The organism is Pseudomonas sp. H1_A03 (assembly GCF_054685145.1).
The window spans coordinates 964,529-990,282 of record NZ_CP162829.1; the positions used below are offsets into that span (position 1 = coordinate 964,529).

The window sequence follows — 25,754 nt, forward strand, 5'->3', positions numbered from 1 at the left end:
ACTCCGCCATCGGGAGCAAGCCCCCTCTCACACGTTGACCTGCTTGACCGCCGAAATCGGGCCTACAACGCCTTCTCAAAAATCTTCGAATTACGCTGGTAGTTGTACAGCGAAGCCCGCGCCGACGGCAGACGATCCACGCTGCTCGGTACAAACCCCCGCTCACGGAACCAGTGGGCGGTACGGGTGGTGAGGACAAACAACGTCTTCAAGCCCTGCGCCCGCGCTCGGGTCTGGATGCGCTCCAGCAACACATCACCCCGCGCACCGTGGCGATATTCCGGGTTCACTGCCAGGCACGCCAGCTCACCCGCATCCGAATCCGCGATCTGATACAGCGCTGCACACGCGATGATCATGCCTTCGCGCTCAACCACGCTGAACTGCTCGATCTCACGCTCCAGCACTTCCCGCGAACGGCGCACCAGGATGCCCTGCTCTTCCAGCGGGCTGATCAGGTCGAGCAAGCCGCCCACGTCTTCAATCGCCGCTTCGCGCACCAGTTCAAATTGCTCCTGGGCCACCAGCGTACCGCCGCCGTCACGGGTAAACAGCTCGGTGAGCAAAGCGCCGTCTTCGGCGTAGCTGACGATATGGCTGCGCCCTACTCCACCCCGGCAAGCTTCTGCGGCGGCGTCGAGCAATTCGGCCTGGTAGTTGCTGCCCAGGCGCTGCAGGTGGGCCGGCACTTGTTGCGGGCGCAGTTCACGCACCAGGCGACCATTTTCATCGATCAGGCCCAAGTCGGCGCCGAACAGCAGCAGCTTGTCGGCACCCAAGTCGATGGCGGCGCGCGTGGCGACGTCTTCGCAGGCCAGGTTGAAGATCTCACCAGTGGGCGAATACCCCAGCGGCGACAACAGCACGATGGAGCGCTCGTCCAGCAGGCGATTAATACCCTTGCGGTCGACCCGGCGCACTTCGCCGGTGTGGTGATAGTCCACGCCGTCCAATACGCCGATAGGGCGCGCGGTCACGAAGTTGCCGCTGGTTACGCGCAGGCGCGAGCCCTGCATCGGCGACGAGGCCATGTCCATCGACAGGCGCGCTTCAATGGCGATACGCAGGTGGCCGACCGCGTCGATCACGCACTCCAGCGTCGCCGCGTCGGTGATGCGCATGCCTTCGTGGTAAGTAGGGGTCAGGCCACGCGCTTCAAGGCGCACTTCGATCTGCGGGCGCGAACCGTGCACCAGCACCAGCCGCACGCCCAAGCTGTGGAGCAGCACCAGGTCGTGGACGATATTGCCGAAGTTGGGATGTTCCACACCATCGCCGGGCAGCATGACTACAAAGGTGCAGTCGCGGTGGGCGTTGATGTAAGGGGACGCGTGACGAAGCCAATTAACGTAGTCGGGCATAGAACCTGGGCCTGTAATAAAAAGCAGCCGAAAAAGGATGAATCGTGAAAGCGCACAGCGGGCTGATGGTTATCGTCGGAACAGGCTTGGCGACACGCTCACTCTCCTTATGTACGAATGGGCAGAGGTTAATTTATGCAGGTTTCAGGCAGTAATGTTCGATCAGTTCCCGTAATAGACGCACTGTAGGCGTCAAGCGTGACATTTCGAGGTACTCGCCCGGCTGATGGGCGCAAGCGATGTCGCCAGGGCCAAGTACCAGGGTTTCGCAACCAAGGCGCTGAAGATAAGGCGCTTCGGTGCCGAACGCTACTGCTTCAGCACGATGACCGGTCAATCGTTCCGCAACCCGCACAAGCTCGGCGTCTTCGGCTTGCTCAAACGGCGGCACCTCGGGGAACAACGGCGCGTAGTCAATCTTGACCTTATGCCGCTCGGCCAAGGGCTCAAGCTTCTGCCGGATGGCCGCGCGCAACACTTGCGGGTCCATGCCCGGCAAGGGCCGCAGGTCGAACTCCAGGGAACACTGGCCGCAGATGCGGTTGGGGTTGTCGCCGCCATGGATGCAGCCAAAATTCAGGGTCGGCTGCGGCACACTGAATTGCGGATTGCGGTACTCACGTTGCCAGGCCAGGCGCAGCCCGCGCAGTTCGCCCATGGCGTCGTGCATGGCTTCGAGGGCACTGTGGCCCAGGCTTGGGTCCGACGAATGGCCACTCTGGCCGAGGATGTCGATGCGCTCCATCATCACGCCTTTGTGCAGGCGGATCGGCTTGAGCCCGGTCGGCTCACCGATCACCGCCGCGCGGCCCAACGGGCGCCCTGCCTCGGCCAGCGCGCGGGCGCCGGACATAGAGCTCTCTTCATCGCAGGTGGCGAGAATCAGCAGCGGTTGCTTGAACGGTTGATCCAGTAGCGGCAGCACCGCTTCAATCGCCAGAGCAAAAAAGCCCTTCATGTCACAACTGCCCAGTCCTACCCAGCGGCCGTCGACTTCCGTCAGTTTGAGCGGATCAGTCTTCCACAGCGCGGCGTCATAAGGGACGGTATCGCTATGACCGGCCAGCACCAGCCCACCGGGGCCGCTGCCGTAACTGGCGAGCAGGTTGAACTTGCCAGGGCTGACTTGCTGGATGTCGATGGCGAAACCCAGGTCACCCAGCCAACTGGCGAGCAAATCGATCACCGGGCGGTTGGTCTGGTCGAGAGCCGCTTGGGTGCAACTGACCGAAGGCGCGGCAATCAGCGCGGCAAACTGCTCTTTCATGGAGGGTAACGGCATGCGCGGTCTCTCAACTTCACGGATGAGCCCCACTATAGAGCCATCTGCACGACACAATAAACCGTTGCGGCACGTTGCCGGGCTCAGTCCTGTACACTGCACGACCTTGGCAGCCACTCTTTTTCCCGGCTGCGCTCCCGATCCTGGATTTTCCGGCCATGCAGAAAGAAACCGAAATCAAGCTCCGCGTCAGCCGCGAAACACTCGCCGCGCTGCGTGAGCACCCGCTACTGAAAAAACGCAACAAAAGTGGCTGGGAACGCCGTGAATTGATGAACCAGTATTTCGACACCCCTGAGCGCGACCTGGCCCAGGCCAAAGTCGCCCTGCGCCTGCGCAAGGACGGTGACGACATCATCCAGACCCTCAAGACCCGTGGTCAGAGCGTCGCCGGTTTGTCGGAACGTAACGAATACAACTGGGACCTGCCCAAAGCCAAGCTCGACGTGAAGAAACTCGACGGAGAATGCTGGCCCGAGCAACTGGCTGAGCTGGACAAAAAGACCCTCAAGCCGATCTTCACCACCGATTTCGTGCGTGAACGCGCCGAGATCGCCTGGGGCCGTGGCAAGGCCAAGGTGGTGATCGAAGCCGCCCTGGACCTGGGCCACGTGGTAGTCGGCAAGCAGAAAGAAGAAATCTGCGAGCTGGAACTGGAACTGCGCGAAGGCGATCCGGCTGCCCTGCTGGAACTGGCCGCCGAACTGGCCGCGACCCTGGCGCTGATGCCTTGCGACATCAGCAAGGCCGAGCGTGGCTACCGTCTGTATGACGCCAGCAGCTACTCGTTGAGCCTGCCGGCGCCGCAGATCCACGCCGAAATGCCGCTGGACGATGCCTTCGCTGCGATCATGTGGCACCTGCTCGGCAGCAGCCAACGCCTGGCCGAGCAATACCGTTTCAATGGCCACTGGCGCCTGTTGCAAGACTGGGTCGACACCCTCGGCGAACTGCGTGCCCTGATCGGAAGCCTCGGCCAGGCCGCGCCGCGTCAATCCACCAGCGAACTGCGCAGCGCACTCGATGCTCTTCTGGAAGACTGGCGCCCACTGGTACAAGCCGGTGACGACGATGAAGACATCCGTAAAGCCGCGCCGGAACAGTTCGCCGAAGAACTGGAAGACGTGCGTTGGGGCCTGTTCTCACTGAGCACTTCGCGCTGGCTGCTGGCCCGCACCTGGACCGCCGACCGCAACGTGCGCGGCAATCGCCAGGGCGCTGCGCAAATCACCAACTGGCTGCCGCGCCTGCTGGCCGACGATGCTGTCGCCCTGCAACTGCCGCGCTACCAGCAGCAGCCGGAAGACCTGGCTGAGCAACTGCCGCGTATCGAACGCATCCAGGCCTGGCTGCACCATGCGCGTAACGTGGTCGACGTTCCGGAACTGGACCGCCTGTATGGCGAGCTGAACAAGTTGGCGCAACTGGCCAACCAGCCGATCACCGATGAGTCGCTGGATGCGCGGATGCATCAGGCGATTGCGGTGTATCAGAACCGTGCCTGGAAGACCCTTCTGCGTCTGTAATATCGCCATCGCGGGCACGCCCGGCTCCCACATTTGGAATGCATTCCCTGTGGGAGCCGGGCTTGCCCGCGATGAGGCCGGCTCGATCAGCGCAATACTGGCAGGCTGGTCGTGGACTTGATCTCGGATAGCGCCACAATCGAATTAACCTCCTGAATCCCCGGCACCATCGACAACTTCTCGAAGAAAAACCGCTCATACGCCTCAATGTCCGAAGTGACAATTCGCAACAGAAAATCCACCGCCCCCATCAGCACATAACATTCCAGCACTTCCGGAAAGCCGCGAATCGCGTCGGTGAACTCAGTGAAGTTGGAACGGCCGTGGGCGTTGAGTTTGACCTCGGCGAATATCTGCGTATTGAGACCGATCTTCTTGCGATCGAGCAAGGTGACCTGGCCGCGAATCACCCCCTCTTCCTTGAGCCGCTGGATGCGCCGCCAGCAGGGCGACTGGGACAGGCCCACCTGTTCGGCAATTTGTGCACTGGAAAGCGAGGCGTCCTCTTGCAGCAGGGCCAGGATACGGCGGTCGTAGGCGTCCAGCTCGCTGTGCATATAAATACCTTCTATGGCGCTTATCTTGAATTGATTGATTCGATTATTCGCAAAACAGGCTCATCTTAGATAAGAAATCTCCCATGGCGAATGTAAAAATTTCTCCAGTCGAATCTGGAGCTTTCCCATGCACGCCGTCGAAACCACTCACCCTGTCACTCGCGTCGACGCTTGGGCCGTCAACAACGCCCATTGTCAGGCGCATTACCAGATCGTCGCCGAGGCGGAGCCGGATGTGCTGTGCCGAGTGCTCAACTATTTCGCGCTGCAGTTTTTGACACCGCGACACGTCACAGTGAACAGGGAGCATGACCTGCTGAACATCGGCATTGTGATGGACGGCCTGAGCTGGCACCGCGCTCAGGTAATCGGTGAAAAGATTCGAAACCTGATCAACGTGTGCGCGCTGAATGTGTGGTCAGCTGACTCTACGGGGCCTCAAGCGATGGTGGCGGTCGCTCGGTAAAAATCTGCAATACACCCTGAGAGGCAGATATTCAGGGGCTGGCTAGCCTGGGATTTACGCCCACTGCCATCCAGGAAAATCTTCATGCCCGCTGACCAACGATTGGAACTGCACCAGCTGTTGCCGGCTTTGGTCGACGGAAAACTGATCACACCCGAGATAGCGCAACGCTTGTCGGCGCTACCGGCCAGCAACACCCAGCATCCCTTGGAAAGCATCGCAGCCCTTGGCCCCAACCTGGAAACACTGACCGAATGGCTTGCCCAGCATGCCGGGCAACCTTACCTGCGCATCGACCCGTTGAAGATCGACGTCGCGACGGTCGTGCCGCTGATGTCCCACGCCTTCGCTCAACGCCATGCCATCCTGGCGGTGGCGGTGGACGCACAGACCGTCACCGTCGCCAGCGCCCAGCCTCACATCACCAGCTGGGAAGCCGGGCTCGCCCAGGTACTCAAGCGCTCGATCAAGCGGGTGGTCGCCAACCCCCAGGACATCGCCCGCTGTATCGGCGAGTTTTACCGGCTGGCCAAGTCCGTCAGCGGCGCCGATCAAAAGGTCGCGGCCCCTGGCAATGTCGACCTGCTCAACCTTGGCGCCAGCGACCAGGAGCCGGATGCCAACGATGCGCATATCGTCAACATCGTCGACTGGCTGCTGCAGTACGCCTTTGCCCAGCGCGCCAGCGATATCCATATTGAACCGTGCCGTGAACAGGGCCGTGTGCGCTTTCGCATCGATGGGCTGCTGCATGATGTCTATCAGTTTCCGCCACAGGTCACGATGGCCGTGGTCAGCCGCCTGAAGAGCCTGGGCCGCATGAACGTGGCGGAAAAACGCAGGCCACAGGACGGCCGGGTCAAGACCAAAAGCCCGACGGGGGCTGAAGTCGAACTGCGCCTTTCCACGTTGCCGACGGCATTTGGCGAGAAACTGGTGATGCGGATTTTCGACCCGCAAGTGCTGCTCAAGGGCTTTGACCAGTTAGGCCTGTCCAGTGAGGACCAACAACGCTGGCTCGCCATGACTGGCCAGACCAACGGCATCATCCTGGTCACCAGCCCTACGGGTTCGGGCAAGACCAGCACCCTTTACACCACGCTCAGGCAACTGGCGACCCGGGAGGTCAACCTGTGCACCGTGGAAGACCCGATCGAGATGGTCGAACCCGCGTTCAACCAGATGCAGGTGCAACACAACATCGACCTGACCTTTGCCAGCGGCATCCGCGCCCTGCTGCGTCAGGACCCGGACATCATCATGATCGGCGAAATCCGCGACCAGGAAACTGCGGAAATGGCAATCCAGGCCGCGCTGACCGGGCACTTGGTGCTATCCACACTGCATACCAACGATGCACCCAGCGCCATCAGCCGTTTGCAGGAGCTAGGCATTGCTCACTATTTAATCAAGGCTACCTTGCTGGGCGTAATGGCGCAGCGGTTGGTGCGGGTTTTGTGCCCTCACTGCAAACGTGCGCAGGGTGAGGGCCATGAGGCCGTCGGGTGCGTTGAATGCCGAAACAGCGGTTATCGGGGGCGAGCCGGCGTTTACGAAATCATGGTGTTGAACGAAGCGCTCAAGGCGCTGATCACGCCCGGCGCCGACGTGCAGGCCCTGCGCCAGGCAGCGGTTGCACAAGGCATGTGCAGCCTGCGCCGCGCTGGCTTGCAAAAGGTCGAAGCGGGGCTGACCACTCTGGCGGAAGTATTGCGGGTGACGCCTGGGGATTCGGTAACAAATCCTTTGTTTGTTACGCGGTGAAACCGTTCTTATCGGTGACAACACCGTTACAATCGGCCGAACGTCGTTTCACTGACACCATCAGATAGGGAATCGCTATGCAGATCGGAACCGTACTGCTTCTTTTTGTGGGCTTGGCCATCGCCATCCTGTTCATGGGCTTCAAGGTCGTCCCCCAAGGGTACCAGTGGACAGTCGAGCGTTTTGGCCGATACACCAACACTCTCAAGCCTGGCCTGAACATCATCATCCCGGTCATGGACCGCATCGGTCGCAAGATCAACGTGATGGAGAGCGTGCTGGACATCCCGCCCCAGGAAGTGATCACAGCCGACAACGCCACCGTGCAGATCGACGCCGTGTGCTTCTTCCAGGTGGTCAACACCGCCCAGGCGGCCTATGAGGTCAATAACCTCGAACACGCCATCCGCAACCTGCTGCAAACCAATATCCGTACTGTGCTCGGCTCCATGGAGCTGGATGCCATGCTCAGCCAGCGTGACGGTATCAACGAAAAACTGTTGCGCACCGTTGATGAAGCTACTGCGCCATGGGGCATCAAGATCACCCGTATCGAGATCAAGGACATCAGCCCGCCCGCCGACCTGATGGCAGCCATGTCGGGCCAGATGAAAGCCGAGCGGATCAAGCGCGCGCAGATCCTGGAGGCCGAAGGCCTGCGGGCGTCGGCGATCCTGACAGCAGAAGGCAAGAAGCAGGCACAAATTCTTGAGGCCGAAGGTGGGCGCCAAGCTGCGTTCCTGGAGTCTGAAGCCCGTGAACGTCAGGCTGAAGCTGAGGCTCGTGCGACTCAAGTCGTTTCCGAGGCGATCGCCACCGGTAACGTTCAAGCCATCAACTACTTCGTCGCGCAAAAATACATCGACGCACTGGGCAAGCTGGCGTCCGCCAACAACAGCAAGGTCATCCTGATGCCGCTGGAAGCCAGCCAGGTGATCGGTGCGGTCGGCGGTATCGGCGAGATCGTCAAGGCGACGTTCGACAACAAGAAAGGCTGAGGCCAGCACCATGTGGGATTTCCTGCAGCATTTGTCGTTCTGGGATTGGCTGGCACTGGGTACGGTGCTGTTGATTCTTGAAGTATTTGGCGCCGGTGGGTACCTGTTATGGATGGGTATCGCAGCGGCTGCCGTGGGCGTGATCAAGTTCCTGGTGCCGCCCCTGGGGCTGGAGTGGCAGTTGCTGCTGTTTGCCGTGTTATCGATCCTGACGGCGGTGTATTGGTGGAAGCGTCAGCGCAGCAGCGCCAAGGCAAGTGACCAACCCGGGCTGAACGAACGGGGCTCGGAGCTTATCGGCCGTATGTTTATCGTGCATCAGGCGATCGTGGACGGCCGTGGCAAAGTGAAAGTCGGCGATGGCGTGTGGATGGTGACCGGCCCGGACAGCCCTGTAGGCGCCCAAGTCCGTGTGGTTAGTCAGGAGGGCGTGGTGTTAAAGGTTGAAACTGTTTAGTCAGTGATGGAACTCGGCTGGGCTATCTACAATCATAATGTACAGATAACCCACCGGAGTCACCCATCATGCGTCTCAAATATGCTGTCGCAACCCTTGCTGTGCTTTCCCTTCCTGTCGGTTCAGCCATGGCCGACAGTTTCTGGCGCAATGTCATCTCGTCGGGCGCCACTACTGGCTCGACGTACCTGACCTTCAAGGACCACAAGCTGGTGGTTGCCGCACAAGACGACGCCGGCAGCTTTGTTGCCAGCGACGGCGGCATCCGTGGTCCATACCTGGAAGCCGCAATGCAGAAAGTCCGCGCCGATAACCCTGGCCTACAGGCCACGGATATGGAGCTGGCCAACGCTATCCTTGCGAAAAACGCCGTTACCGAGTGATTTCATCGCTCTGAAAAATGCCGCTGTTGAAGCGGCATTTTTTTGCCCGCGTTTTAACCCGCAGTATGACAATTCATTCACGGACGACAGGCTATATTCAGTCAAGCCGTGCAACCATGCCGTACTGATACCTCGCTCACTCATCGCCAATCTGAAACGGATGCCTTCGTCGTCATGAGCCAACAGCCCTTCCTGCCGTTTTCCAAACCTACCATTGACGAAGCCACCATCTCGGCGGTTGGCGATGTATTGCGCTCGGGCTGGATCACCAGCGGGCCGAAAGTGCAGGCATTCGAGGCTAAGTTATCGGAATACTTTGGCGGCCGCCCGGTGCGTACCTTCAACTCGGGCACCTGCACCATGGAGATTGCCTTGCGCATTGCCGGTATCGGGCCGGGCGATGAAGTCATCACCACGCCGATCTCTTGGGTTGCCACGGCCAACGTGATCCTGGAAGTCGGCGCTACGCCAGTGTTTGCCGATATTGACCCGATTACTCGCAATATCGACCTGGCCCAGGTAGAGGCTGCGATTACCCCGCGCACCAAGGCGATCATCCCGGTGTACCTCGCTGGCCTACCCCTGGACATGCCGATGCTGTATGCACTGGCCAACAAGTACAACCTGCGTATCGTTGAGGATGCTGCCCAGGCGCTGGGTTCAAGCTGGGATGGCGAGCGTATCGGCGCCACCGGGGATTTTGTGTCGTTCAGCTTCCAGGCCAACAAGAACATCACCTCTTCCGAAGGCGGCTGCCTTGTGTTGAACAATGCCGAAGAAGCGCGGCTGGCAGAAAAATACCGCCTGCAAGGCGTTACCCGCACAGGCTTCGACGGCCTGGATGTGGATGTGCTGGGTGGCAAGTTCAACATGACCGACATCGCCGCAGCCATCGGTTTGGGGCAATTTGCCCATATCGAAAAGATCACCGCTCACCGCCAGAACCTGGCGCAGCACTACTTCAAATGCTTTGGCGATGACTTTGAAGCGCAATACGGCGCGCAACTGCCGCCGGCGGATTTCGAAAACAGCAACTGGCACCTGTTCCAACTGGTACTGCCGGAGCGTCAGGACGGTCTGCCGGCCCGCGCCACCTTCATGGAGCAGATGCAGGCCCACGGCGTAGGCATTGGCTATCACTACCCGCCGATCCATCTGCTGAGTCTTTATCGGGCGCAGGGGTTCAAGGAAGGCATGTTTCCGGTGGCGGAAAAGGTTGGGCGCTTGATCGTATCATTGCCAATGTTTACGGCGATGACAGAGGCGGATGTGGAGCGGTCGGTGGCAGCGGTCAAGGCAGTCTTGAACGCAGGCTGAAAAATCTGGCTCACCACAATAAGATGTGGGAGCTGGCTTGCCTGCGATGGCATCACTGCGGTGTACTGATACACCGAGGTGTCTGCATCGCAGGCAAGCCAGCTCCCACACTGATTTGCATTGTTGTAACTCTTTGCGTTTACTCGCCGATGGCGGCTTTGTAACCGGCAGCATCCAGCAGTTTTTCCAGATCAGTCGGGTTGCTTGGCTTGAGCTTGAAGATCCACGCGCCGTACGGGTCGGAGTTCAGCAGTTCAGGGCTACCGCTCAGCTCCTCATTGACTGCAATCACTTCGCCTGCAACCGGGGCGTAGATATCCGAAGCAGCCTTCACCGACTCAACCACACCCGCCTGGCCTTCGGCTTCAAACGTAGCGCCAACTTCAGCCAGTTCAACAAACACCACATCACCCAACGCTTCCTGGGCATGGTCGGAGATCCCGACGGTCACGGTGCCGTCAGCTTCCAGGCGTGCCCATTCGTGGCTTTCGGCAAAACGCAGGTCGGCAGGGATATCGCTCATAGTCTGTGTCCTCAAGAAGTAATGTCAGCGGCCTTCGGCCTGCCGGGAATAGGTTAGATCAAGGTCTTGCCATGGCGCACGAAGGTCGGTTTGACCACTCGAACCGGGTACCACTTGCCGCGGATTTCCACTTCGGCCCGATCGGCGGTGGCCGTCGGTACACGCGCCAGGGCAATGGATTTGCTCAGCGTAGGAGAGAAACTACCACTGGTGATCTCCCCTTCGCCAATATTGGCGATACGAACCACCTGGTGAGCACGCAGAACCCCGCGTTCCTCCAGTACCAGCCCGACCAGTTTGAACTGCACACCCGCCGCTTTTTCCGCTTCCAGTGCGGTGCGACCAATGAAATTTCGCTCGGCAGGTTCCCAGGCAATACTCCAGGCCATGTTCGATGCCAGGGGCGAAACGTCCTGGTGGATGTCCTGACCATACAGGTTCATGCCCGCCTCCAGGCGAAGGGTATCCCGGGCGCCGAGACCGATGGGTGAAATACCCGCGCCCACCAGATCGTTGAAAAAGCCTGGCGCCTGATCAGCAGGCAGGACAATCTCCAGGCCATCTTCGCCGGTGTAGCCCGTGCGCGCGATAAACCAATCGCCATCGGCGTGGCCTTCGAAGGGCTTGAGTTGGTGAATCAGGGTGCCGCGGGACTGGGTGACCAACTCGGCAATTTTCTGCCGGGCGTGGGGGCCTTGAATGGCGAGCATCGCCAATTCGGGCCGCTCATGCAGCTGCACCTGATAATTACCCAGTTGCGCGTGCATCCACGCCATGTCCTGATCGCGGGTGGCGGCGTTGACCACCAGCCGATAGGCGTCCTCGGTGCGGTAGACAATCATATCGTCCACCACGCCGCCCTTTTCGTTGAGCATGGCGCTGTACAACGCACGGCCGCAGCAATGCAGACGTTCGACATCATTGGCCAGCAAATACTGCAGCCATTCCTTGGCCTGGGGGCCGCTGACATCGATCACGGTCATATGAGATACATCGAACACCCCGCAGTCGCGTCGCACCTGGTGGTGTTCTTCAACTTGCGAGCCGTAGTGCAAAGGCATATCCCAACCGCCAAAATCGACCATTTTCGCGCCGAGGGCGAGATGCAGGTCGTACAGAGGCGTACGCTGTCCCATGGGTTTCTCCTTCCGGGCGTGGCGAAGGTGCGCAGCGTTGCCGTTCGTGCCAAACACCTTGAATTACAAGGCCCGCAGCCACGCCCAGCGACTCGACCCGAAAGACGGGCCGCACCGAATGCCGCGCATTGTAGCTGCAAGCTGTAGGACTGGCACCTAACCGATTTGCCGGGCAGAGCGTCGGATCAGCCCGATCACCGGTAACAGCCCCACCAGCACCAGGGTCAACGCCGGCAAAGAAGCCCGTGCCCACTCGCCTTCGCTGGTCATTTCGAAAATACGAACCGCGAGGGTGTCCCAGCCGAACGGGCGCATCAGCAAGGTGGCGGGCATTTCCTTGAGCACATCGACGAACACCAGCAGCGCCGCACTTAAGGTCCCCGGCAGCAGCAACGGCAGATACACTTTGCAAAACAGTCGCGGGCCACTGACGCCCAGACTGCGTGCTGCTTCCGGCAAGGACGGGCGGATGCGCGCCAGGCTGTTTTCCAGCGGCCCATAGGCCACCGCCAGGAAACGCACTAGGTACGCCAGCACCAATGCCGACAGGCTGCCCAGCAGCAACGGCTTGCCCGCACCACCGAGCCAACCAGACAGCGGCACCACCAGCTCACGATCCAGATAACTGAACGCCAACATGATCGATACCGCCAGCACCGAGCCCGGCAAGGCATAGCCGACATTGGCCAGGCTGATGCCGGAGCGGATCGCCCGGGTCGGCGCCAGGCGGTTGGCAAATGCCAGCAGCAACGCCACGCTTACGGTGATCAACGCTGCGATGCCGCCCAAGTAGAGCGTGTGGACGATCAGGCCCGAATAGCGCTCATCCAGGTCGAAGCGGCCGCGCTGCCAGAACCAGACGACCAGTTGCAGCATCGGGATGACAAACGCACAGGCGAACACCAGCCCGCACCAGCCGCTGGCCGCCGCTGCCTTGAGCCCACGCAAGTGATACAGCGCCTTGCCCCGTGGCCGCTCATTACTCGACCGGCTGGCACCGCGTGCGCGACGTTCGCCGTACAGCACCAACATCACCACCAGCAGCAACAGGCTGGCCAACTGTGCCGCGCTGGAAAGGCTGAAGAAGCCGTACCAGGTTTTGTAGATGGCGGTGGTGAACGTATCGAAGTTGAACACCGAGACCGCACCGAAATCCGCCAGGGTTTCCATCAGCGCCAACGCCACCCCGGCACCAATCGCCGGCCGTGCCATGGGCAGGGCCACGTGCCAGAACGCTCGCCATGGCGATTGCCCCAGCACCCGCGCCGCTTCCATCAAGCCTTTGCCCTGGGCCAGGAACGCGGTGCGTGCCAGCAAATACACATACGGGTAAAAGACCAGCACCAGAACGATGATCACCCCGCTGGTCGAGCGCACGCGCGGCAGCCTCAAACCACTGCCAAACCATTCGCGCAGCAGGGTTTGCACCGGGCCTGCAAAATCCAGCAGGCCCACAAACACGAAAGCCAGCACGTACGCGGGAATGGCGAAGGGCAACATCAGCGCCCAATCCAGCCAACGCCGTCCGGGGAATTCGCAGAGGCTGGTCAACCAGGCCAGGCTGACGCCCAACAAGGTCACACCGACACCGACGCCCAACACCAGGGTGAGGGTGTTGCCCAGCAGGCGCGGCATCTGGGTTTCCCAGAGGTGGGACCAGATTTGCGCGTCGATGCTTTGCCAGGACAGCAACATCACGCTCAGCGGCAGCAGCACCAGGGCAGCGACGGTGAAGACCGGCAGGTACCAGCGGCGTTGGGCGGGGTGGGCCAAGGAAAAGCTCTCAGAGAAATGAAGGTTTTGAAGTCGCCGCTAACCAATGTGGGAGCTGGCTTGCCTGCGATGCAGACACCTCGGTATATCAGTCATACCGAGGTGATGCTATCGCAGGCAAGCCAGCTCCCACATTTGGACTGCAGTGTTTTTAAACTTGTATCAGTTCCAGCCAGCCCTATCCATCAACCGAATGGCCTCAGCCTGACGTTTGCCCGCCACTTCCACCGGCAAGGTGTCCGCCACGAATTTACCCCAGGTTGCCACTTCGGCCGACGGCGGTACCGCCGGGTTCGCCGGGAACTCCTGGTTCACGTCGGCAAAGATCTTCTGCGCCTCAGGCGTGGTCATCCATTCCACCAACGCCTTGGCGGCTTCCGGGTGTGGCGCGTACTTGGTCAGGCCAATGCCCGACAGGTTCACATGCACGCCACGGTCGCCCTGATTCGGCCAGAACAGCTTCACCGCCAGGTCCGGCTTCTGCTTGTGCAGGCGACCGTAGTAGTAGGTGTTGACGATCCCTACGTCGCACTGGCCGGCATTGATGGCTTCGAGCACGGCGATGTCATCGGAGAATACGTCGGTGGACAGGTTGTTGACCCACCCCTTGACGATTTCTTCGGTCTTGGCCGCGCCGTGGGTTTCGATCAGGGTGGCGGTCAGCGACTGGTTGTAGACCTTTTTCGCCGTACGCAGGCACAGACGGCCTTCCCACTGTTTGTCGGCCAGGGCTTCGTAAGTGGTGAGGTCACCCAGTTTTACCCGGTCGGTGGAATAGGCGATGGTCCGCGCGCGCAGGCTCAAACCGGTCCAGGCGTGGGCCGACGAGCGATATTGCAGCGGAATATTCTTGTCGATCACACTTGAGGTGAACGGTTGCAGGATGCCCATTTGCTCGGCCTGCCAGAGGTTGCCGGCATCCACGGTGAGCAGCAGGTCGGCGGTGGCATTCTCGCCCTCGGCCTTGATGCGCTGCATCAGCGGGGCTTCCTTGTCGGTGATGAACTTCACCTGCACGCCGGTCTTCTGGGTGTAGGCGTCGAACACTGGCTTGATCAGTTCGTCGATGCGCGAGGAGTAGACCACCACTTCGTCGGCGGCCTGCACGGTGGTGCTGCCGATCAGGGTGAGTGCCAGGGCAGTCAGGAGGCGCTTGGGTGCCAACATGGGTGCGGTCTCTCATTTGCAAAAAGAGGGCAAATGATAAGGACTCACATTTGGTGGTGCTTGCTGGAGGCGTTACCAGATGTTGCATAGTCAACTTTTTGCGGTGGAGCTGATGGCCTCTTCGCGAGCAAGCCCGCTCCCACAGGGGACCGGGCGTCAATGTCAGGGTTTTGCCAGGTCAGGAAGATCGCCGGTCAGGCCCAGCGCCTGGCGTACAAACACGGCCTTGGCTTCGGGCATCTGGTCGACCAGCTTCAACCCCGCGTTGCGCAGCCAGCGCAGCGGCAATTGGTCGGCCTGGAACAGTCGCTCAAAGCCTTCCATTGCCCCCATCAACGCCAGGTTGTGCGGCATGCGTCGGCGTTCGTAGCGGCTCAGCACTTTCACATCCGCCAGGCGCTCACCGCGCTCGGTCGCCGACAACAGCACTTCAGCCAGTGTCGCTGCGTCAAGAAAGCCCAGGTTCACGCCCTGCCCCGCCAATGGATGGATGACGTGGGCCGCGTCGCCGATCAATGCCAGGCCTTCGGCCACGTAGCGTTTGGCGTGACGCTGGCGCAACGGCACACAAACGCGCGGGTCGGCGCTCAGCACTGTGCCGAGTCGGCCTTCAAAAGCCCGCTCCAGTTCACGGCAGAAGCTTTGATCATCCAGCGCCATCAGGCGCTCAGACTCAGCGGGCGTGGTCGACCAGACAATCGAGCACCAATCCTCCTGCCCATCCCGCACAAGTGGCAGGAACGCCAGCGGGCCGGTATCGGTAAAGCGTTGCCACGCCGTACGCTGGTGCGGCTCGCTGCTACGCACGCTGGTGACGATGGCGTTATGCAGGTAATCCCATTCGCGGGTCGCCGTGCCGGTCAGGCGGCGCACGGCGGAGTGGGCGCCATCGGCGGCAACCACCAACGGCGTACGCAACTTGCGCCCATCGGCCAGGGTCAGCAGCCAGTCATCGCCGGAGCGGCGCATCTGTTCAAGACGCGCGTTGGCCAACAGGCCCAGGTCGCAGTCGTGCAGACGGTCGAGCAAGGCATCCTGAACCACGCGGTTCTCGACGATATGCCCGAGCACCTCAGCGTGCACGCTGGCCGCCGAAAAGTGGATCTGCCCGGTGCCACTGCCGTCCCATACCTGCATCTCGCCGTAAGGGCTGGCACGGCGCGACACGATGCCGTCCCACACACCCAGGCGCTCGAGGATGCGCTGGCTGGCGGCCGACAAGGCGCTCACCCGCGGCTCGAAAGTCGCGTCAGGGTCGAACGGTTTGACACTCAGCGGGCTGCCATCGAGCAGCAGCACCTGCAGGCCACGGCCCTGCAACGCCAGCGCCAGGGCGCTTCCGACCATTCCTGCCCCGACAACCAGCACATCTGCGCGCATGTCCATGCTTTAAGCCTGTCTCGCTGGCGGCTTGCGCCGCACGTAAAGGGTTTTGTCGACCCGCGCCACCAGGGTGCCGGAGCCGTCATGTATCTCGACCTTGAGGTGGGGCAAGTACTTCTCGCCACCTTCGGTGTGTCGACGCACCTCATCGAGCAAGGCGTCGTCGATGGAAAACTCGGCGTACACCGGGCCTTTGCCCGGCGAGATGAAATCGATGCTCGCGGCCTTGTCCCACACAATGTAGTCGCGGCCCAGGTTCTCCATCAGCATCAGCATGTAGAACGGGTCGACCATCGAATACAGGCTGCCGCCGAACTGTGTGCCGACGTAATTGCGGTTGTACCAGCCCAGGCCCATGCGCACTTTGACGTGGCGAAAATCGGCGCTCATCTGCTGCACGCTGATCCCGGCGCCCAAATATGGCGGATACAGGGTCATGATCCAACGCAACAACCGCGCCTTGCCCAGGCGCTCGATCAACCCCTTACGCATCGGGACGCGTGCCCAGGCCCATGGCCTGACGGGCGAACCAGCGCTTGGCCGGCGGTAACAGGTCCAGGCCCAGCAGGCCTATGTTGCGGCCCAGCGCTACCAGCGGTTGGGCGCTGCCAAACAGGCGCGTGACCTGGTCGGAGAAGCCCACGGTGAGTTTCTGGTCGAGGCGCTGACGCTCGCGATAGCCCTGCAAGGTTGCCAGGTCGCCCGGTACTTGCGGCCCGGCCAGCAAGGCCTCGGCCAAGGCGTTCGCATCGCGCAGGGACAAGTTGAAGCCCTGCCCGGCAATCGGGTGCAGGCTGTGGGCGGCGTTGCCAAGGATTGCCAGGTGCGAACGCACTTGTTCCTCGGCCTCAACCAACGTCAGCGGATACAGATGACGTGCGCCGACTTGCTTCAGGGTGCCCAGGCGGTAACCGAACACGCCCTGCAATTCACTCAAGAAGCTGCGTTCATCGAGGTTGGCCAGGCGCTGGGCATCCATACCGATGCGCGTCCACACCAGCGCGCAACGGTTGTCCGGCAGCGGCAGCAAGGCCATTGGGCCTTCATCGGTGAAACGCTCGAATGCTTCGCCGTTATGGGCTTCGCTTGGGGTGATGTTGGCGATCAGCGCGCTCTGGTTATACGGGCGGGTTTTAACGCCGATGCCCAGTTGCTCGCGCAAGCCGGAACGGCCGCCATCGGCCAGCACCGCGAGGTCGCATTCCAGCACGGTTTCATCGTTGAGGGTAAGACGGTAGCCATCGGACAGCGGCTCCATGCGCGTGACTTCCGCCGGGCAGCGCCAACTGACCACGTCTTTATCCAGGCCTTGCCACAGGCACTGGCCCAGCCAGGCGTTTTCCACCACGTAACCAAGGGCGGGCACGCCCTCTTCCATGGCTGACAAACGCGCCGTGGAGAAGCGCCCACGGTCGGACACATGGATCTGCTTGATCGGTTCGGCGCGGCGGGAAATGTCCTGCCACAAGCCCAAACGCTGATAGATCTGCCGGGCGCCGAAGGACAGCGCCGAAGAGCGCGCGTCGTAGCTCGGCTGGTAGCTGTCGCCCGGCGCGAACGGTTCGATCAGCACGATCTTCCAACCGCGCGCCTTGGCCCCCGCCTGCAACGCCAACGCCAGGCTGGCACCGACCAGGCCACCGCCGATGATCGCCAGGTTGACCCGGCTCATCGCGCAGCCGCCATCAGCGCTTCGATATCGGCGACGGTCTTGGGCACGCCGCCGGTCAGGATTTCACAGCCTTGCTTGGTTACCACCACGTCGTCCTCGATGCGTACGCCAATGCCACGCCATTTCTTTGCCACGTTCTGATTGTCCGGCGAGATGTAGATCCCCGGCTCAACGGTCAACGCCATGCCAACTTCCAGCACACGCCATTCTCCGCCCACTTTGTACTCGCCCACATCATGCACATCCATGCCCAGCCAGTGGCCGGCGCGGTGCATATAGAAGGGTTTGTAGGCTTCACTGGCGATAAGTTCGTCGACGTCGCCCTGCAACAACCCCAGCTTCACCAGCCCGGCGGTAATGACGTGCACTGTGGCCTCGTGGGCCTGGTTCCAATGCTTGTTGGGGGCGATCTGGGCAAAGGCGGCTTCCTGGGAGGCCAGCACAATCTCGTAGATTGCCTTCTGCTCGGGCGAAAACTTGCCGTTGATCGGCCAGGTACGGGTGATGTCACTGGCGTAGCAGTCGATCTCGCAACCGGCGTCGATCAGCACCAGATCACCGTCCTTGAGCAACGCGTCATTCTGCTGGTAATGCAGGATGCAGCTGTTGCGCCCGGCGGCGACGATGGAGCCATAAGCCGGCATTTTCGCGCCGCCCTTGCGAAATTCGTAGTCCAGCTCGGCTTCCAGGCTGAACTCGTGCAAACCGGCCCGGCTGGCCTGCATCGCCCGCACATGGGCGGCGCAGGAGATTCGTGCGGCCTCGCGCATCACCTTCACTTCTGCCGCCGATTTATACAGACGCATGTCGTGGAGCAGATGATCCAGAGCAACGAATTCGTTCGGTGGCTGGGCGCCGAGGTGCGCTTTAGAGCGGATCACGTTGATCCACTCCATCAGGTGCCGGTCGAATTCGGCGTTGCTGCCCATGGCCGAATACACCCGGTCGCGGCCTTCGATCAGGCCGGGCAGGATGTCGTCGATATCGGTGATCGGGAAGGCATCGTCGGCGCCAAAGTCGCGGATTGCGCCTTCGGTGCCGGCACGCAGGCCGTCCCACAGTTCGCGTTCGGCATTGCGTTCGCGGCAGAACAGCACGTACTCGCCGTGCTGGCGGCCGGGCATCAGCACGATCACCGCTTGCGGCTCGGGGAAACCGCTCAGGTACTGGAAATCGCTGTCCTGGCGGTACACGTGTTCGACATCACGGTTGCGGATCGCCACGGCGGCGGCCGGCAGGATCGCGATGCTGTTGGGTTCCATCTGCGCCATGAGCGCCTTGCGGCGCCGCGTGTATTCCGCTCGGGGGATATGAATCATGGACAGATGGGCTTCCTTTCTTAATGCAGCGACGGCTTGGGTGCAGCGGGTTCAGCAGACTTCTTGGTCTCTGTGAACAGCAGCAGCGGCGCGACGCGCAGGTATTCCATCACCTCCATGTAGTCGCCTTCACCGTCCTCGGATTCTTCCAGAGCGTCTTGCACCTGGGAGATGGCTGCCAGGTCCTGCAACACTTCCTTGGCGTCGGTGCTCAGTTCCAGGCCGCCGGCGTTTACGCCAAAGCCGTGGAGGAAACCTTGGCACCATTGGCCCAAGGCAGCAGCGCGTTCGGTGAGCGGCGCGTCGTCAGTCGGCAGCAGCAGGACCACGGTGACGTCATCACCGGTTAGCTCGCCCTTGACCATCTCTTGCAAGCCGATCAGCGCGTTACGCACGTTGTCGGTCGGCTCGGTTTCGAGCAGCTCGGCCACATCGGCCAGCCAGTTATCAGCGTCAAAGCCAACGCCGGTGCAACTACGGCCCAGCAGCACGCCGTGCAGTTCGGCAGGCGAGCAGGGGTGGCCGCTGGTGCTCAGCAGTTTGGAAAAAGCATCGTACGGGGAGTTCTGAATAGGCATGGTGAGCTAGGCGCCAGACGGCGCAATGTCTAGAATGGAGCGTTGTATCCTAGCACCGGCAGACGTACCAAGACTATCAAGGGCGTCAGATCGTTTATCCTGCAGTTGCCATTCATCAGACAAATCCAGTGGAACCCAATGGAAGACACCGACCTGCAAGCGCTGATGGCCAGACTCGAATTGCTAATTACCCGGGTCGAGCAACTAAAGAGTCAAAACGGACTCCTATTAGCTCAGGAAAAGACCTGGCGCGAGGAACGCGCTCACCTCATTGAAAAAAACGAAATCGCCCGGCGTAAGGTCGAATCGATGATTTCGCGCCTGAAGGCCCTGGAGCAAGACTCATGAGTTCAAGCAATAGCGTCACCGTGCAGATCCTCGACAAAGAATATTCGATCATCTGTCCCCAGGAAGAGCGCAGCAACCTGGTGAGCGCCGCCCGCTACCTGGATGGCAAGATGCGTGAAATCCGCAGCAGCGGCAAAGTCATCGGCGCCGACCGCATCGCCGTGATGGCCGCGCTGAATATTACTCACGATTTACTGCATAAGCAGGAACGCCCTGACGTGCAGGCCAGCGGCTCCACCCGTGAGCAGGTGCGTGACCTGCTGGAGCGTGTTGATCTGGCGCTTTCCAGCGACACAGACGCACCCAAGGGCTGATTGCCGCGACTCTTTAAGGTATACTCGCCCCACTCCCTGGCGTGTTTGCCAGTCGGCGATGTCCCTGAGCCGATTCGCACTACCCTGGAAGTTGCACGTTGGGCTGGTGTGCATGTCCGCTAGACGGAAAGCCTTAAAGCCTACTGCATCTTCCACCTTGAACTTTCGGGTTCAAGGGCTAAGTCGACAGCGGCTCTGTCGGGGAGCCTGAATTCCCAAACTCAATGCCAGTCCTCGGACTGGCATTGTTTTATGAGCCGGAAACCATGACCGAACCTGCGCCGCTTTCCCGTCCGCAACTTCGACGCATGTTGCGCCAGGCCCGCCGCGCCCTCACGCCGAGCGAGCAGCGCAAGGCCGCCCACGGCCTGTATCGGCAACTGGCACAGCACCCGCTGTTTCGCCGGGCCAAACATATCTCTTTGTATCTACCGACGGACGGTGAAATCGATCCGCGCTTGCTGCTGCGCGCAGCCCAGCGCCGGGGCAAGGCCACGTACCTGCCGGTACTCAGCGCCTGGCCGCGGACCAAGATGGTGTTCCAGCGCGTAAGACCTGGGGAAAAACTGCTGCCGAACCGTTTTCGCATTCTGGAGCCACGGGTGAATATCAGCCGCCAACGCAAGGTCTGGGCATTGGACCTGGTGCTGCTGCCGTTGGTGGGGTTCGATGATGCCGGTGGGCGACTGGGCATGGGCGGCGGGTTTTACGACCGTAGCCTGGCCTACCTGGCGCGCCGCCAGAGCTGGCGCAAGCCGACGCTGCTGGGCCTGGCCCATGAATGCCAGAAAGTCGATCGTTTGGCGCAAGCGAGCTGGGACGTGCCGTTGGCTGGCACCGTAACAGATAAGACTTGGTATATCGCACAGACGCCACTGGAATCAGCGGCGCCTTGAGGAAGAGTTAACGCTTGAACGGTTGCGGCTGCTGCTGAGCCAGTTCAACGGGAGCATCGGTCTTGTTCGACCACAAGCTTTGGGCATACCCGGTGGTCACGACGCCCAGACCAAACAAAATCACCAAAATCCATAGTAAATCCGGTTTACGTTGCATCGATTGCCCCCCTGCAGGCACCTCGTACACGATGACAACAACGTTCCAAAGAAGTCCGTTGCAGCTGCGCCAAGCTTTAAAAGCCGGCATTCTGCGGTAACGTGAACCAACACGCAAACCTTGGCGCCAACCGACTGTCGGTTTGTCATCAAATTGCCTGACAACTTACCCACTCCCTGTTTCAGGAGCCCAAAAATGGCCTATTGGCTGATGAAATCCGAGCCCGACGAACTCTCGATCAACGGCCTGGAAAAGCTCGGTGAAGCGCGCTGGGACGGGGTGCGTAACTACCAGGCACGCAACTTTTTGCGCGCGATGGCGGTGGGTGACGAGTTTTTCTTTTACCACTCCAGCTGCCCCGAGCCTGGCATTGCCGGCATCGGCAAAATCGTCGAGGCGGCCTATCCGGACCCCACCGCGCTGGAACCAGAAAGCCACTATTTCGACGCCAAGGCCACCTCGGAAAAAAACCCGTGGAGTGCGATCAACGTCGCGCACCTGCAAACCTTTCCCAAGGTACTGGGCCTGGGCTACCTGAAACAGCAAGCCGCCCTCGCCGAACTGCCCCTTGTGCAAAAAGGCAGCCGGCTTTCGGTAATGCCGGTGACCCCTGAACAGTGGACGGCAGTGCTGGCGCTGCGTTAACCCCCGCATCAGCAGGAACGAGCTTGCTCGCGAAATAAGCGGACTTACACCTGTCCGAACGACCAGTCGTCGCGCTCGCCAGGTTGGGGCAGAATCAGTGCCCCACCCACTGAGCAAAGGAAGCCCACGTGTCCTGCCCCACCTCCACCTACAGGCCAGCCATCGACGGCTTGCGGGCGATCGCCGTGCTGAGTGTGATCGTCTTCCATCTGGATTATTTCCAATGGCTGCCGGGCGGTTTTACCGGCGTGGACATGTTCTTCGTGATTTCCGGGTATGTGATCAGCCAGTCGCTATGGGAGCGGCGGGAGCTGACCTTGGGCCGCTACCTGGCAGATTTCTACCGGCGTCGTATGCTGCGCATCATGCCAGCTCTGCTTGTGATGCTGTGCGTCAGCAGCGTGCTCTCAGCGATGCTGATGCCGCCCTTCTGGCTCAGCGACCTGTTTAACCGCACCGGCCTGGCGGCGTTTTTCGGCCTGAGCAATTTTGTGCTGGCCTGGAACACCGATACCTACTTTTCGCCGAGCGCCGAACTCAATCCCTACCTGCATACCTGGTCGCTGGGCGTTGAAGAACAGTTCTACGTGATCTTCCCGGCACTGTTTTTCATCTGGCTGCGCGCCAGACCGCGCGCGTTGCTGCCGTTGGCGGCTCTTGTGTCGCTGCTGGTCGCTGCCTACCAGGTGAATGACCAACCGCTGGCAGCGTTTTACCTGCTGCCAGGGCGATTCTGGGAACTGGCTGCCGGGGCAATGTTGTTTCAGCTGATGTGCACGCGGGCTCCGGCGGCGCGTATCGCGCCCTGGTTACTGGGCGGTGGACTTGTGCTGGTCGTAATGGGCTTTATCTTTGCCGATCCGCGCCAATTTCCGTTTCCCTGGGCGCTGGTGACGGTTGCGGGCACGCTGCTAATGATCGCAGGGATTGTGCAGCAAGGTGACGCATCGCCGGGCCCCTTGCAGCGTCTGCTGCAAACGTCGTTGTTCACCTACATCGGGCGGCTGTCTTATTCGCTGTACCTGTGGCACTGGCCGGTACTGGTGTTCCTACGCTGGACCACCGGGCTGGAATTGCTGGCGGTACAGCTGCTCTATCCTTGCCTGGTGCTGGCGCTTGCCGCAGCGTCCTACCACTGGATCGAGACGCCGATCCGCAGCAGCAGGTCCGTGACCCAGCGCAGCGCATGGCTGACGTTGGCCACGACCGTGCTGGTGACCGGCCTGCTCTGGCGCGGCGCGATGTGGGTAGCGGAGGATCCTGCCGTACTGTCGATCAGCCAGACCCGCGATACCTACACTTGGTACGCCTATAAACATTATCCCCGGGAAGACTTCGAGGTCCTCAAGGACCCGCACCTGGCCGGTCGCCAGTTGTTCGTCATCGGCGACTCACACACGGCGGCCTATCGCACCCTGCTGAACCTCGTGTCGCTGAAGCTGGGCATCAAGGTGCATGACTATGAACAAGGCGGCTGCGGGGTCGTGAGCCTGATAGGCCCCGATCCGAAACACTGCGCGGCCTCCCGCGAAGTCCAGTTGAAGGAGATCGAAGCGCGGGCCAAGCCAGGTGACATCGTGTTTCTGGCCTCATTGCGCATGCCGGAGCTTGCGGGCCGCGAATGGAGAGAGGGTGAGCAGGCGATGGTCGATAAGGCGCTGACCGAACTGACCGCTTCAACGATGGAAGCGGCGCGCATTGACGCCCAAACCCTGTTGAACCGATTGCAGGCGGCACGCCTGACTGTGCTGATCGATGCGCCCAAGCCTCTGTTCAAGGCCGCGCCCAATCGTTGTTCCGATGGGTTCAACCGCATGAACCCGGTATGCGCGCCAGGTCTGACAATGCAACGCGCACAGCTTGAACGACTGCGCGCACCGCAAATGCAACTGTTGCAGGAGCTGAGCGTCGAGTATCCGGCGCTGAGGGTGTGGGACCCGCTGCCGCTGCTGTGCCCCGGCGTGACCTGTTGGGCCTATGACCGAAACGCCAAGCCGCTGTATTTCGACTCCAACCACCTGAGCGGCCACGGCAACCGCGTGCTGGAGCCCGACTTCATAGCGACCTTGCTCAAGATCTGGAGAGCGACACCGCCTGCTACTGAATGATCAGGTTATTGAACAACAAGTCTTCCACTACCGGTTTACCGGTCTCGTCATTCATTACCTGCTGAGTCTGCTTCAGCGCTTCCTGACGCAGTTTTTCCTTGCCTTCAACGGTGCTCATGCTCTCGTTGGTCTGCTGGGTGAACAGCGCCACCAGTTGGTTACGAATCAACGCGTCGTTGGCTTTGACCGCAGCGGCAGCTTCAGTGCCGGTCACGCGCAGCGCGATGTCGGCCTTGAATACTTTGAGCTTCGCCGTGCCATCCAGGCCGTAGTTGCCCACAAACGGCGGGCTCAGGCTGATATAGCTGACCTTCGGCGCCTCCCCTTCTTTGGCCTCTTCGGCCTGGGCTGCCATCGGCAAGGTCAGGGCCAGCATCAACAGGATCCACGCTTTCACAGTTCATTCCTCACATTCGGTTGCCAGGTAGCATAACGCTAGCAAGGCTGAGCACAAGCTTATGGCGACTTATCAGGCCCGGGCATGCTCGTTGACCCACGGGCGTACCCTCCTACACTTATCGGCCACGACGCCAAAAGGAATAGTCCGATGAAAGCTGTGCTGTGCAAAGCCTTCGGCCCCGCCGAAACCCTGGTGCTGGAAGAAATCGCCAGCCCGGCGATCAAGAAGAACGAAATCCTGCTGGACGTGCATGCCGCCGGGGTCAACTTCCCGGATACCTTGATCATTGAGGGCAAGTACCAGTTCAAGCCGCCCTTCCCGTTTTCGCCGGGCGGCGAGGCGGCGGGCGTGGTCAGTGAAGTGGGCGAAAAGGTCAGTCACCTGAAAGTCGGTGACCGGGTCATGGCGCTGACCGGCTGGGGCAGCTTTGCCGAACAGGTCGCGGTGCCGGCCTATAACGTGCTGCCGATCCCGCCGAGCATGGACTTCAACACCGCTGCCGCTTTCAGCATGACCTACGGCACCTCGATGCACGCGTTGAAACAACGGGCCAACCTGCAACCTGGCGAAACGCTGCTGGTGCTCGGCGCTTCGGGTGGCGTGGGCCTGGCCGCCGTTGAAATCGGCAAGGCCATGGGCGCGCGGGTGATCGCTGCCGCCAGCAGCGCCGATAAACTTGCGGTGGCCAAAGCCGCCGGCGCCGATGAGCTGATCAACTACAGCGAAGCCAGCCTGAAAGACGAGATCAAGCGCCTCACCGACGGCAACGGTGCCGATGTGATCTACGACCCGGTGGGTGGCGACCTGTTTGACCAGGCCATCCGCGCCATCGCTTGGAACGGGCGTTTGCTGGTGGTGGGGTTTGCCAGCGGGCGTATTCCGGAGCTGCCGGTGAACCTGGCGCTGCTCAAGGGCGCGGCAGTGGTCGGGGTGTTCTGGGGTTCATTTGCGCAGCGTCAGCCGCAGGAGAATGCGGCGAATTTCCAGCAGTTGTTCACGTGGTATGCCGAGGGTAAGTTGAAGCCGCTGGTGTCGCAGGTGTACCCGCTGGAACAGGCCGCCCAGGCGATCAATGATTTGGGGCAGCGCAAGGCGGTGGGCAAGGTCGTCGTCCAAATCCGCTAACGGACTTGAATGCGGTCAATGTGGGAGCTGGCTTGCCTGCTCCCACGTTAGTTAATCAGTGGTCTCTAGACCCAATCCCGACCAGCACTTATCTATTCG

General features: G+C 60.9%; 27 protein-coding genes and 1 other RNA gene. 14 read left to right on the forward strand and 14 right to left on the reverse strand.

Annotated features, from left to right (window positions below):
- Positions 1-62: 62 nt before the first annotated feature.
- The gene (gene argA / locus AB4O35_RS04565) at positions 63-1,361 is read right to left on the reverse strand and encodes an amino-acid N-acetyltransferase (protein ID WP_049711030.1); all 1,299 of its coding nucleotides are present in this window, start codon (positions 1,359-1,361) and stop codon (positions 63-65) included.
- 133 nt (positions 1,362-1,494) lie between these two features.
- Positions 1,495-2,643, reverse strand: coding sequence for an acetylornithine deacetylase (argE, locus tag AB4O35_RS04570; protein WP_065874427.1), 1,149 nt, complete (start codon positions 2,641-2,643; stop codon positions 1,495-1,497).
- A gap of 158 nt (positions 2,644-2,801) precedes the next feature.
- On the opposite strand from argE, the gene AB4O35_RS04575 reads away from it, so the two are divergent.
- Positions 2,802-4,169 (forward strand): CYTH domain-containing protein, encoded by a 1,368-nt coding sequence (locus AB4O35_RS04575; RefSeq protein WP_065874428.1) that lies wholly within the window; start codon positions 2,802-2,804, stop codon positions 4,167-4,169.
- 86 nt (positions 4,170-4,255) lie between these two features.
- Here AB4O35_RS04575 and AB4O35_RS04580 read toward each other — a convergent pair whose 3' ends face one another.
- On the reverse strand, positions 4,256-4,726 hold the full coding sequence (locus tag AB4O35_RS04580; RefSeq protein ID WP_010207358.1) for an Lrp/AsnC family transcriptional regulator: 471 nt from the start codon (positions 4,724-4,726) through the stop codon (positions 4,256-4,258).
- A gap of 127 nt (positions 4,727-4,853) precedes the next feature.
- On the opposite strand from AB4O35_RS04580, the gene AB4O35_RS04585 reads away from it, so the two are divergent.
- The 6 genes from AB4O35_RS04585 to AB4O35_RS04610 all read left to right on the forward strand — a co-directional run bounded on the left by AB4O35_RS04585 (position 4,854) and on the right by AB4O35_RS04610 (position 10,111).
- Positions 4,854-5,192, forward strand: coding sequence for a hypothetical protein (locus tag AB4O35_RS04585; protein ID WP_065874429.1), 339 nt, complete (start codon positions 4,854-4,856; stop codon positions 5,190-5,192).
- Between the two features lie 84 nt (positions 5,193-5,276).
- Positions 5,277-6,956 (forward strand): GspE/PulE family protein, encoded by a 1,680-nt coding sequence (locus AB4O35_RS04590; RefSeq protein WP_065946133.1) that lies wholly within the window; start codon positions 5,277-5,279, stop codon positions 6,954-6,956.
- A gap of 77 nt (positions 6,957-7,033) precedes the next feature.
- A complete protein-coding gene (locus AB4O35_RS04595) occupies positions 7,034-7,954 on the forward strand; it encodes an SPFH domain-containing protein (RefSeq protein ID WP_046381704.1) in 921 nt (306 codons plus the stop codon).
- A 10-nt stretch (positions 7,955-7,964) separates the two neighbouring features.
- Positions 7,965-8,411 (forward strand): NfeD family protein, encoded by a 447-nt coding sequence (locus AB4O35_RS04600; RefSeq protein ID WP_065874431.1) that lies wholly within the window; start codon positions 7,965-7,967, stop codon positions 8,409-8,411.
- Between the two features lie 68 nt (positions 8,412-8,479).
- The gene (locus AB4O35_RS04605) at positions 8,480-8,794 is read left to right on the forward strand and encodes a DUF2388 domain-containing protein (RefSeq protein WP_003176799.1); all 315 of its coding nucleotides are present in this window, start codon (positions 8,480-8,482) and stop codon (positions 8,792-8,794) included.
- Between the two features lie 174 nt (positions 8,795-8,968).
- Entirely contained in the window at positions 8,969-10,111 is a 1,143-nt protein-coding gene (locus AB4O35_RS04610; protein WP_065874432.1) for a DegT/DnrJ/EryC1/StrS family aminotransferase, read from the forward strand.
- Between the two features lie 139 nt (positions 10,112-10,250).
- Here AB4O35_RS04610 and gcvH read toward each other — a convergent pair whose 3' ends face one another.
- The 9 genes from gcvH to AB4O35_RS04655 form a co-directional block, all read right to left on the reverse strand.
- On the reverse strand, positions 10,251-10,634 hold the full coding sequence (gcvH, locus tag AB4O35_RS04615; RefSeq protein ID WP_065874433.1) for a glycine cleavage system protein GcvH: 384 nt from the start codon (positions 10,632-10,634) through the stop codon (positions 10,251-10,253).
- Between the two features lie 53 nt (positions 10,635-10,687).
- Positions 10,688-11,770, reverse strand: a complete 1,083-nt coding sequence (gene gcvT, locus AB4O35_RS04620; RefSeq protein WP_065946134.1) for a glycine cleavage system aminomethyltransferase GcvT — start codon at positions 11,768-11,770, stop codon at positions 10,688-10,690.
- A gap of 156 nt (positions 11,771-11,926) precedes the next feature.
- The gene (locus AB4O35_RS04625; protein ID WP_065874435.1) at positions 11,927-13,543 is read right to left on the reverse strand and encodes an ABC transporter permease; all 1,617 of its coding nucleotides are present in this window, start codon (positions 13,541-13,543) and stop codon (positions 11,927-11,929) included.
- A gap of 162 nt (positions 13,544-13,705) precedes the next feature.
- Positions 13,706-14,710: an extracellular solute-binding protein gene (locus AB4O35_RS04630; RefSeq protein ID WP_065910054.1), complete on the reverse strand. Its 1,005-nt coding sequence runs from the start codon at positions 14,708-14,710 to the stop codon at positions 13,706-13,708.
- Positions 14,711-14,872: 162 nt separating this feature from the next.
- Positions 14,873-16,090 carry a 2-octaprenyl-3-methyl-6-methoxy-1,4-benzoquinol hydroxylase gene (locus AB4O35_RS04635; RefSeq protein ID WP_175403044.1) on the reverse strand — a complete coding sequence of 406 codons (1,218 nt, stop codon included), beginning with the start codon at positions 16,088-16,090 and terminating at the stop codon, positions 14,873-14,875.
- A gap of 9 nt (positions 16,091-16,099) precedes the next feature.
- A complete protein-coding gene (locus tag AB4O35_RS04640; protein ID WP_065874438.1) occupies positions 16,100-16,585 on the reverse strand; it encodes a DUF4442 domain-containing protein in 486 nt (161 codons plus the stop codon).
- Positions 16,578-17,765, reverse strand: a complete 1,188-nt coding sequence (ubiH, locus tag AB4O35_RS04645; protein ID WP_065891328.1) for a 2-octaprenyl-6-methoxyphenyl hydroxylase — start codon at positions 17,763-17,765, stop codon at positions 16,578-16,580. The genes AB4O35_RS04640 and ubiH overlap by 8 nt, the downstream gene beginning before the upstream one ends.
- Positions 17,762-19,084, reverse strand: coding sequence for a Xaa-Pro aminopeptidase (pepP, locus tag AB4O35_RS04650; protein WP_065874440.1), 1,323 nt, complete (start codon positions 19,082-19,084; stop codon positions 17,762-17,764). Before pepP ends, ubiH begins: the two co-directional genes overlap by 4 nt.
- A 20-nt stretch (positions 19,085-19,104) precedes the next feature.
- Positions 19,105-19,662, reverse strand: coding sequence for a YecA/YgfB family protein (locus AB4O35_RS04655; protein ID WP_015886444.1), 558 nt, complete (start codon positions 19,660-19,662; stop codon positions 19,105-19,107).
- Positions 19,663-19,800: 138 nt separating this feature from the next.
- On the opposite strand from AB4O35_RS04655, the gene AB4O35_RS04660 reads away from it, so the two are divergent.
- The 4 genes from AB4O35_RS04660 to AB4O35_RS04675 all read left to right on the forward strand — a co-directional run bounded on the left by AB4O35_RS04660 (position 19,801) and on the right by AB4O35_RS04675 (position 21,220).
- Complete coding sequence (locus AB4O35_RS04660; protein ID WP_007982902.1) at positions 19,801-20,010, forward strand: TIGR02449 family protein; 210 nt, start codon at positions 19,801-19,803, stop codon at positions 20,008-20,010.
- The gene (locus tag AB4O35_RS04665) at positions 20,007-20,324 is read left to right on the forward strand and encodes a cell division protein ZapA (protein ID WP_049711015.1); all 318 of its coding nucleotides are present in this window, start codon (positions 20,007-20,009) and stop codon (positions 20,322-20,324) included. The genes AB4O35_RS04660 and AB4O35_RS04665 overlap by 4 nt, the downstream gene beginning before the upstream one ends.
- 30 nt (positions 20,325-20,354) lie before the next feature.
- A non-coding RNA gene (ssrS, locus tag AB4O35_RS04670) (6S RNA) lies at positions 20,355-20,533 on the forward strand.
- 57 nt (positions 20,534-20,590) lie between these two features.
- Positions 20,591-21,220 carry a 5-formyltetrahydrofolate cyclo-ligase gene (locus AB4O35_RS04675; RefSeq protein ID WP_065874457.1) on the forward strand — a complete coding sequence of 210 codons (630 nt, stop codon included), beginning with the start codon at positions 20,591-20,593 and terminating at the stop codon, positions 21,218-21,220.
- 7 nt (positions 21,221-21,227) lie between these two features.
- Here the strand turns inward: AB4O35_RS04675 and AB4O35_RS04680 are convergent, their stop codons facing one another.
- The gene (locus AB4O35_RS04680) at positions 21,228-21,377 is read right to left on the reverse strand and encodes a hypothetical protein (RefSeq protein WP_010207387.1); all 150 of its coding nucleotides are present in this window, start codon (positions 21,375-21,377) and stop codon (positions 21,228-21,230) included.
- Between the two features lie 195 nt (positions 21,378-21,572).
- Between AB4O35_RS04680 and AB4O35_RS04685 the strand changes: the two genes are divergently transcribed.
- Both AB4O35_RS04685 and AB4O35_RS04690 read left to right on the forward strand, forming a co-directional pair.
- Positions 21,573-22,022: an EVE domain-containing protein gene (locus AB4O35_RS04685; RefSeq protein ID WP_065874441.1), complete on the forward strand. Its 450-nt coding sequence runs from the start codon at positions 21,573-21,575 to the stop codon at positions 22,020-22,022.
- Positions 22,023-22,150: 128 nt separating this feature from the next.
- Entirely contained in the window at positions 22,151-24,130 is a 1,980-nt protein-coding gene (locus AB4O35_RS04690; RefSeq protein ID WP_065874442.1) for an acyltransferase family protein, read from the forward strand.
- On the opposite strand, the gene AB4O35_RS04695 is transcribed toward AB4O35_RS04690, so the two are convergent.
- Positions 24,120-24,527, reverse strand: a complete 408-nt coding sequence (locus AB4O35_RS04695; RefSeq protein ID WP_049711009.1) for a flagellar basal body-associated protein FliL — start codon at positions 24,525-24,527, stop codon at positions 24,120-24,122. The genes AB4O35_RS04690 and AB4O35_RS04695 overlap by 11 nt on opposite strands.
- A gap of 150 nt (positions 24,528-24,677) precedes the next feature.
- Between AB4O35_RS04695 and AB4O35_RS04700 the strand changes: the two genes are divergently transcribed.
- Complete coding sequence (locus tag AB4O35_RS04700; RefSeq protein ID WP_065874443.1) at positions 24,678-25,655, forward strand: NADPH:quinone oxidoreductase family protein; 978 nt, start codon at positions 24,678-24,680, stop codon at positions 25,653-25,655.
- Positions 25,656-25,754: the final 99 nt, after the last annotated feature.